Source organism: Nocardiopsis chromatogenes YIM 90109, from assembly GCF_000341185.1.
Taxonomy (GTDB): domain Bacteria; phylum Actinomycetota; class Actinomycetes; order Streptosporangiales; family Streptosporangiaceae; genus Nocardiopsis_A; species Nocardiopsis_A chromatogenes.
Map to the genome: position 1 here is coordinate 1 of NZ_ANBH01000084.1, position 8,113 is coordinate 8,113.

Genomic DNA, 8,113 nt, shown 5'->3' on the forward strand with positions numbered 1-8,113 from the left:
TTCGCCGACCGGGTGCGGGCCTGGCGGCCGTCCTTCGCCGTGGACGAGGCCACCGCCGGGCCGGTCGTGCGGATCTGCCGGGAGCTGGACGGGATGCCGCTGGCGCTGGAGCTGGCGGCGGCCCGGGTGCGGGCGATGCCGCTGCCGCAGCTGGCCGAGCGGCTCACCGACCGGTTCCGGCTGCTGGCCTCGGGGCCGCGCCAGGTGCGCCCCCGCCACCAGACGCTGCAGGCGGTGGTCGACTGGAGCTGGGAGCTGCTGGACGGGGCCGAGCAGGCGCTGCTGCGGCGCCTGTCGGTGTTCGCCGGGGGCGCCTCCCTGGACGCGGTTGAGGCGGTGTGCGCCGACGAGGCGCTCGGGAGGGACGGCGCGCCCGAAGGAGACGGTGTGCCCGAGGGGGCCGGAGGGGACGGGGAACACGCCCTCGGCGCCCCGCCGCCCTCCGGGGGCGGCACCGTCGGCGGCCGCGACGTGTGGTCGGTTCTGTTCGCCCTGGTCGACAAGTCGCTGGTGGAGGCGGACGGCGCGGACGCGGGCGGGCACGGCCAGCCCCGCTACCGGATGCTGGAGACCGTGCGCGCCTACGGGGCCCAAAAACTGGCCGAGAGCGGCGAGCGCGACCGGGTCCGCGCCGCGCACGCCCGGCACATGCGGTGGCTGTGGGGTGCGGCCGAGGAGCCGTTGCGCGGCCCGGGCCAGCTCGAATGGCTGGCGCGGCTGCGCGAGGAGCACGAGAACTACGCGGCGGCGGTGCGCCGCACCGTCGCCTCCGGCGACGCCGCTGCCGCCCTGGACATGGTGCACACCGCGTTCCTGTACGCGATGCGGGTGGACGCCTGGTCGGACCTGTCGCGCTGGGCCGAGGACGCGCTGGCGCTGGCCGGGGACGCGCCCCCGCCCGGCCGCGAGCTGGCCTACGCCGAGTGCCGCTTCGCCCACGCCATCGAGAAGGACATGGGGCGCCGGGTCTCCGGCCCGGAGGAGGCCGGGCAGGTCGTGGAGGCGATCCGCACCGAGCTGGAGGCCATCGAGCGGATCGTGCACGCCTCGGGGGAGCGCTGCGAGGACCACCTCTCCCTGGTGTTCGTTCCGGTGTTCCTGGCCATGCTGGGGCGGGACCCGCAGGGCACGGTCGAGCGGCTGGACGCTTCGGCCCGGCGCGGCGGCCCGTGGCGGCGCGCCTACCTGGGGGCGTTCACGGCCACGCTGGTCATGCAGTCCTTCCCGGGGCGGTCGGGCGAGGCGCTGGACCGGCTCCGGGCGGTCGGCGCCGAGGTGCGCCGCGGCGGGGACCGGTGGGTGCTGACCCACGTGCTGTTCCTGCTGGCCGAGCTGGAGGCGTTCGAGGACACCGAGCGGGCCGAGGAGTTGATCGGGGAGGCCGTGCGTACCACCCGCGAACTGGGCCTGGCCGACCAGCTCGCGGCGCTGCTGGGGAACTGGGCGGCGATCGGTGCGCGCGCGGGGCGCGTGGAGTGGGCGGCCGGAGTGCTGGACGAGGCCGAGGCGTCGGCGGCCACCCCCGACACCCGGCAGTCCCTGGCCTTCTACCGGGCCGAGGTCGAGCTGCGCGGCGGGGCCCCGGAGGCGGCGCGGGACCGGCTGCTGGACGTGCTCTCCGGGGCCGACCAGATCAACTCGGTGGCGCGCCTGCACATGGAACCGATGTGGAGGACGGTGCTGTCCCGGGCCTACCTGGCCACGGGGGACACCGGCGCGGCCCGGAGCGCGGCGGCGGGCGCCTGGCGGCTGCTCGACACGTGGCTCCAGGGCCAGCAGGCGGCGACGGTGGCGGAGGCGGCCGCGCTGGTCCTGGGGGCCGCGGACGGCCGCGCGGTGGAGGCGGCGGGGCTGCTGGGGGCCGCGCAGGCGCTCCGGGGGCTGCCGTTCACGACCGACGGCGCCCTGCGCGCGCTGGCACACGACCTGGTCAAGGAGCTGGGGCGGGACCGCTACGAGGAGGAGTACGCGCGCGGGGCGTCGGCTGAACCGGGGGAGGCGGTCGAGATGGTGGACCGGGTCGTCGGGGAGTGGGGGTAGGCGGCCCCTGCCCACGGAGGGGGCCGGTCGGGCGCGGCCGACAGGACCGCCGCGACGGCGAGCGGCCCCCGCCGTGTTCAGGCGGGAGGCCGCGCGTATCCGTCTCAGCGGCCGGGGCGCGCTCCAGCTGCCCCGGCCGTGCGGCCGCTGGATCGTTGAGGGAATAGGTGTGCCCCGATCAGTGGTCGGGGACCACCGGCGGGGGCTCGACCGGGGGGCCGACCNNCGCCCCTCCGGCACGCCCCGGCCCCAACGGCCCCTTCAGTGCCCGGACCACCGGCCCGGTCCTCTGGGGCGCCCGGCCCGCACACACCGGCCGCGGGCGCCCCCCGCCGTGTCCGCAGCAGGTTCAGAAATCTCCCATCAACGGTCTAGGCGCGGCGCTTGTAGGCGCGGGTCGCCAGCGGGAAGAAGATCCCGATCAGGACGACCACCCACACCAGCGTCCACATCAGGGGCACGGCCACCGGGCCGCCCTCCATCAGGCCGCGCATCGTGTCGGTCACGTGCGTGACCGGGTTCACCTTCGCGAACGCCCCCATCCAGGAGGGCATGTCGTCCGGGTCGACGAACGTCGAGGCGCCGAAGGTCAGCGGGAACATCCACACCGACCCGAAGATGTTCACCGCCATCGGGGTGCGCAGCAGCAGCCCCATGAACGCCGACAGCCAGCACAGCGCGAAGGCGAACAGCATCACCACCGCGCCCGCCGCCACGACGCCGAACACGCCGCCCTCCGGGCGGTAGCCGATGAGCACGGCCACCACCAGCACGGCGATCACCGTGAGGCCGTAGCGCACCAGGTCGCCCAGGATCGCCCCGACCAGCGGGGCCGAGCGGGCGATGGGCAGCGACCGGAACCGGTCGAAGATGCCCTTCTCGATGTCGGTGTTGAGCGCCACACCGGTGCCGATCGTGGCGAAGATGACCGACTGGGCGGTGATGCCGGGGATGATGAAGTCCCGGTAGACCTGCCAGTCGCCCATCATGGCCTGCCCGAACACGAACACGAACAGGGCCACGAACATCAGCGGCATGAACGTCAGCCCGAGGACCTCCTCGGGGTTGCGCTTGATCTTGAGCAGGCTGCGCCAGGCCAGCAGCGCCCCGTGCCGCACCGCCACCGCGGGGGTGACGCGGGGCGCGGGCGGCGCTGCGGTGGCCTCCTCCACCGGCTCCGCGGTCGTCGCGGTGCTCATGCGTGCGTCCTCTCGGCAGGGGCGGCGCCGTCGGCGCCGCCGGTCGTGTCCTCGGCCGGGCGCCCGGTCAGCGCCAGGAACACCTCGTCGAGGCTGGGCTTGCGCAGGTTGAGCTCGGCCACGGAGATGCCGGCCTCGTCCAGGCGGCGCACCACCTCCGGCATCACCGCCGGGTCGGTGACCGAGGCGCTGGCGGTGCGCTCGTTGGTGCGCACCTCGTTTCCGGTGACCCGCTCCACGATGCCGCCGACCCGCTCCAGCTCACCGGCGTGCAGCGGCTGCACCTGCAGCACCTGGGCCCCGGCGCGGCCCTTGAGCTCGTCGGGCGTGCCGCGGCTGATGACCTTGCCGTGGTCGAGCACCGCGATGTCGTCGGCGAGCTGGTCGGCCTCCTCCAGGTACTGGGTGGTCAGCAGCACGGTCACCCCGTCGTCGACCAGCCCCCGCACCACGTCCCACAGCTCGTTGCGGCTGTGCGGGTCCAGGCCGGTGGTGGGCTCGTCCAGGTACAGCAGGGAGGGGCGGCCGACCAGGCTCGCGGCCAGGTCGAGGCGGCGGCGCATGCCGCCGGAGTAGGTCTTGGCGGGGCGGTCCGCGGCGTCGCTGAGGGAGAACCGGGCCAGCAGCTCGGCGGCGCGGGCGCGCGCCCCCGCGCGCGGGTAGCCCAGCAGCCGGGCGATGAGCACGAGGTTCTGGGTGCCCGTCAGGTCCTGGTCGACGGCGGCGTACTGGCCGGTCAGCCCGATGCTGCGGCGCACCTCGTGCGGCTCGCGCACGACGTCGTGGCCGGCGACGGTGGCGTGGCCGCCGTCGGGGGTCAGCAGGGTCGCCAGGATGCGGACGGTCGTCGTCTTTCCCGACCCGTTGGGGCCGAGGACGCCCAGCACGGCCCCCGCGCGCGCGACGAGGTCGACCCCGTCGAGCGCGGTGGTCCCCTTGAACCGCTTCACGAGGCCCTCCGCGCGGATGGCGTCTGTCATCTGTGCCTCCAAATGGGATGTAACAGGACCAAGTCTGAAGGGGGCGACTGACAAAGCACTGAGATGTCGGCTGACAGCCGCGCGTCACGGGGCGGCCGGGGCGGGTGGTCGGAGCGGTGGTGCGCAAGGGCGGCCGGGGCGGCGGCCGTCGGCGGCCGGGGCGTCCGGCACGGGGGACAACACCGCGGGGTCGGCGCCCATTTCGGAGATGGCCCGTTCTTTGCCCGACGTTGCGGCTTCTGGGCGCTGCGGGCGCTGACGGCGCGCCCGTAGACTCGGCCGCGTGATGAACAGCCGTCTACGCCCACCCCAGCACCGCGTCTCACCCCGCGCCGTCCCCATGTGGACCCTCGGATCGGCGGTGGGGCACCTGGTGACCGTCGCCGTCCTGGGCTTCGCCGCTTGGGGGGCGATGACCGTCGGCTGGTCGTGGATCCCGGACTGGGCGAGCCGCAACGCCTGGTGGGTGCCGGTGGCATACGCGGTGTACGGGGTCGTGGAGACGGCGGTCGTGCCGCGCTTCCGCTTCCGGGTGCACCGGTGGGAGGTCACCGAGGACGTCATCTACACCCGCAAGGGGTGGATCGGCCGGGAATGGCAGCTGGTGCCGATCGGCCGCATCCAGACGGTGGACCACACCCAGGGGTGGTTCGAGCGGATGTTCCGGGTGGCGACGCTGGAGGTGCAGACCGCCTCGCACGCCGGGTCCTCCACGATCGAGGGGCTCGACGCCGACCAGGCCCGGAAGATCTCCGAGGACCTCGCGGTGCGCGCGGGTGAGCTGCGGGACGACGCGACATGAGCGCGCGCGGAGAGCGGGACCCGGGGGAGGAGCAGGAGCGGCCGACCGGGGAGGGGCCCGGCGGCGAGCAGGCCGGCGGGGCCGACCCGGCCCTGGACACGACCCCGGACGCGGCCCCACCCCCGGACACGCTCCCGGCCACGGCCCAGGCCCCGGACACGGAACCGGCGGAACCGCCGGAACCGCTCCCCCCGGCCGAGCCGTGGCGGCGCCTGAGCCCGCTGATGCTGGTCGCCGCGCCGGTGACCTATATGAAGAACTTCATCGTGCCGCTGGCGCTGATCGCCTTCGGCGCGACGCAGAACCCCTGGGTGCTCGGCAGCCTCTTCGCGGCACTGGTCGGCATGGTCGCCACCGGCGTCTACACCTGGCTCACCTTCCGCTACCAGGTCGCGGCCGAACGGCTGGAGATCCGGAAGGGCTGGATCGGGCGGTCGCGCCGCACCATCCCGCTGGAGCGGATCCGGGGGGTGCACGTCACCACGAGCCTGGTCCACCGGGTGCTCGGGCTGGCGGTCGTCAAGGTGGAGGCCGCGGCGGGCGGAGGCGGCGACGAAGAGGGCAAGCTCGACGCGGTGTCGGCCGCCGAGGCCGGGCGCCTCCGCGACGACCTGCTCCACCGCCGCGCCGTGCTCCGGAGCGCGCGCACCGCCGGGGAGGCGACGGGGAACGGCGCCGAGGACGGCCGGGCCGACCCCGGCGAGGCCGCGGAGCCCTCCGGCGCCCCCGACAGCGGCGCCCTGGCGCCCGCCCCCGAGCACGAGTACTTCAGCATGCCCACGCGCTGGTACTCCTACGGGATGCTCAGCGTGGGCTACCTGCTCACGCCGTTCGTGGCGCTGGCGGCGGTGTTCGGGCTGCTCTCGCAAGGCCTGGGCGACCTGCTGGAGCGGATGGGGGCGCTGGAGGCGAGCGAGCGCGCGCTGGTGCTCTACGAGTGGGCCTTCGCCGAGGGCGGTGTCCTCGTCGTGGCCGGTCTGGTGGGCGCGCTGTTGCTGGTCCTCGTCCTGCTGATGCCGCTCTTCGCCGTCGTCGCCTACACGGTGGGCCACTGGCGGTTCCGGCTGGTCGGCGGAGAGGAATCCCTGGTCACCGAGCGGGGGCTGTTCACCCGCCAGAGCGTGACCCTGGAGCGGCGGCGGGTCCGGGGGTACGAGCTGGCCGACAGCCCGCTGGAGCGGACGCGCTCGGTCGTGCGGCTGCGGGCCATCATGACCGGGCTGGGGGACGCCTCCACACGTGCGGTGCTGCTGCCCGCGGGGCCCAGGGCCCAGGTGGGGCGGATCGTCGGGGAGACGCTGGGCGGCTACGAGGGAGGCCTGGAGCGGCACCCGCGCGCCGCCCTGCGGCGCAGGTTGGTGCGCGCGCTGACGCTGCCCGTGCTGGGGGCCGCGGCGGCGGCCGTGGCGGGCTGGTACTGGGCGGCGGCGCCGCTGGTGCTGCTGGCTGTGCTCGGGGTGCCTCTGGCGGTCGACCGGTACCGGTCGTTGGGGCACGGGCGGGATGAGCGCCGTATCAGCGTTCGGTCAGGATCGCTGGCCCGCAAGCAGGCGATGGTGCAGCGCGAGGCGATCGTGGGGTGGCTGTGGCGGCAGAGCCTCTTCCAGCGCCGCGCGGGACTGGCCCACCTGACGGCCGCGGTGGGGGCCGGGGCAGGGGGATATACGGCCGTGGACGCGGACTTCGCCGAGTCGGTGTCCTTCGCAGCCGGGGTGACCCCGGCGATGGTGCGCCCCTTCCTGGTGTCCTCCGAAGAGGAGTCCTCGGCAGGGGAACCTAAGGAACCCGAGGCCCCAGGGGAGTGACGCCTCCGGCGGCGGAGAGTGGGGTATCAGGCGCTGGAGCCGTCCGAATCCCCGCCTCCCCGTACTCGGGTCGGGTCCTCGGCCGGACGAGATCCGGCCACCGCGACGAGCCTGGTCGGCGGCCCTTCCGGTAGCGCTGTCGGGCGGCGGGTGTGTGCGTGGTCGCCGTTGATGGCGGCGACGGAGTGAGCGGGGCGGTTCCCGGGTCCTGCCTGCCGGGCGGCGGGTCGCTCGCGGTCCGGCAGGCAAAGCGGCGCAGCAGGTACCCGCTCGCGGGCGGCGGGCCACCGAGGCGTGAGGTGACCGGGCAGCAACGACGAAGGTCGGCGCCTGTCCTCGCAGCGCTGTCGAGTTTGGGGCGTGTGGCTGGTCGCCGTAATGGGCGGCGACGGAGCGAGCGGAGCGGTTCCCCGGCCCTGCCTGCCGGGAGGGGCGGGTTCTTCCCGGTCCGGGCTGACAGCGGCTGAGCAGGTACCCCGTTCCCCGGTCCCGGCCGGGCGGCAGGTCGGCGGGGTGTGAGGGAGCAGGCGGCGACGAGGGGAGGTCGGCGCCCCCTCCGGCAGCGTTGTCGGCCGCCGTGCGCGTGCGTGGTCGCCGTGGTCGGCAGCGACGGGACCAGCAGGTACCCCGCTCGCGGGCTCAGGCCGGGCGGCGGGCTCCTCGCGGTGCGGGAAGGCGGCGCGGCCGGGTGGGCGGGTGGTCGCCCGCGCTCGTGGCGGCCGCCGGGTCGGCGCCCGGGCCCAGAGGGGCGGCCCGCTGGAGCGCATTCCGGGTATATCGGGCACGCCGTGGGAGTTCGGCGATCCAGGGCGGCGGCACCGCCACCCGGCCAGTGGTCCCGCGCAGGTTCCACGACCATGGATGCCCCGGGGGTGCCCGTGGGGTCCGGAAGGCGGGTTCCGGTCCCGCCGGCACCGGCCCGGTGTCCGCTTCGCCCGGTTTCCCGGGCGCCGGGGCGCCGGGGCGCCTCCCTCGTCCTGTTCGACGGCCGGGGCGGCCGCGCGGGCGGAGCGGGCGTGCGTTCATCGCGACCCGTGAACAGGATCCGGCGCCAGAAGGCCCCTAAACAGCACACCAGAGCCGTTAGTCGAGCCCGGCATCACGGCGTGTAGCCGATATCGGCCCCGCACGGGCCCCGCGAGCCCGGCGGAGGCGCCCGGACGGCCGCGCGCCCGCCCCCACGGCCGCGCCGAACACCTCGATCGGGTCGAAACAGGGCATAGCGCCCCTAGGGCATGTTCTGGAATCGCGGTGTTCGTCGCTCCGGGGCCGCCGGGAACGTCGCTG

The 8,113-nt window shown here is 75.3% G+C and carries 5 protein-coding genes; 3 read left to right on the forward strand and 2 right to left on the reverse strand.

Annotation, left to right across the window (positions count from 1 at the left end; translation table 11 throughout):
* The coding region (locus D476_RS32595; RefSeq protein ID WP_017623551.1) for an ATP-binding protein at positions 1 to 2,040 on the forward strand (2,040 nt) is incomplete at its 5' end.
* Positions 2,041 to 2,411: 371 nt separating this feature from the next.
* Here D476_RS32595 and D476_RS0108675 read toward each other — a convergent pair.
* Both D476_RS0108675 and D476_RS0108680 read right to left on the reverse strand, forming a co-directional pair.
* A complete protein-coding gene (locus tag D476_RS0108675) occupies positions 2,412 to 3,239 on the reverse strand; it encodes an ABC transporter permease (protein ID WP_017623552.1) in 828 nt (275 codons plus the stop codon).
* Positions 3,236 to 4,219, reverse strand: a complete 984-nt coding sequence (locus tag D476_RS0108680; protein WP_017623553.1) for a daunorubicin resistance protein DrrA family ABC transporter ATP-binding protein — start codon at positions 4,217 to 4,219, stop codon at positions 3,236 to 3,238. The genes D476_RS0108675 and D476_RS0108680 overlap by 4 nt, the downstream gene beginning before the upstream one ends.
* A gap of 286 nt (positions 4,220 to 4,505) precedes the next feature.
* Between D476_RS0108680 and D476_RS0108685 the strand changes: the two genes are divergently transcribed.
* Both D476_RS0108685 and D476_RS0108690 read left to right on the forward strand, forming a co-directional pair.
* Positions 4,506 to 5,021, forward strand: a complete 516-nt coding sequence (locus D476_RS0108685) for a PH domain-containing protein (protein WP_192826367.1) — start codon at positions 4,506 to 4,508, stop codon at positions 5,019 to 5,021.
* The gene (locus D476_RS0108690) at positions 5,018 to 6,826 is read left to right on the forward strand and encodes a PH domain-containing protein (RefSeq protein ID WP_017623555.1); all 1,809 of its coding nucleotides are present in this window, start codon (positions 5,018 to 5,020) and stop codon (positions 6,824 to 6,826) included. Before D476_RS0108685 ends, D476_RS0108690 begins: the two co-directional genes overlap by 4 nt.
* Positions 6,827 to 8,113: the final 1,287 nt, after the last annotated feature.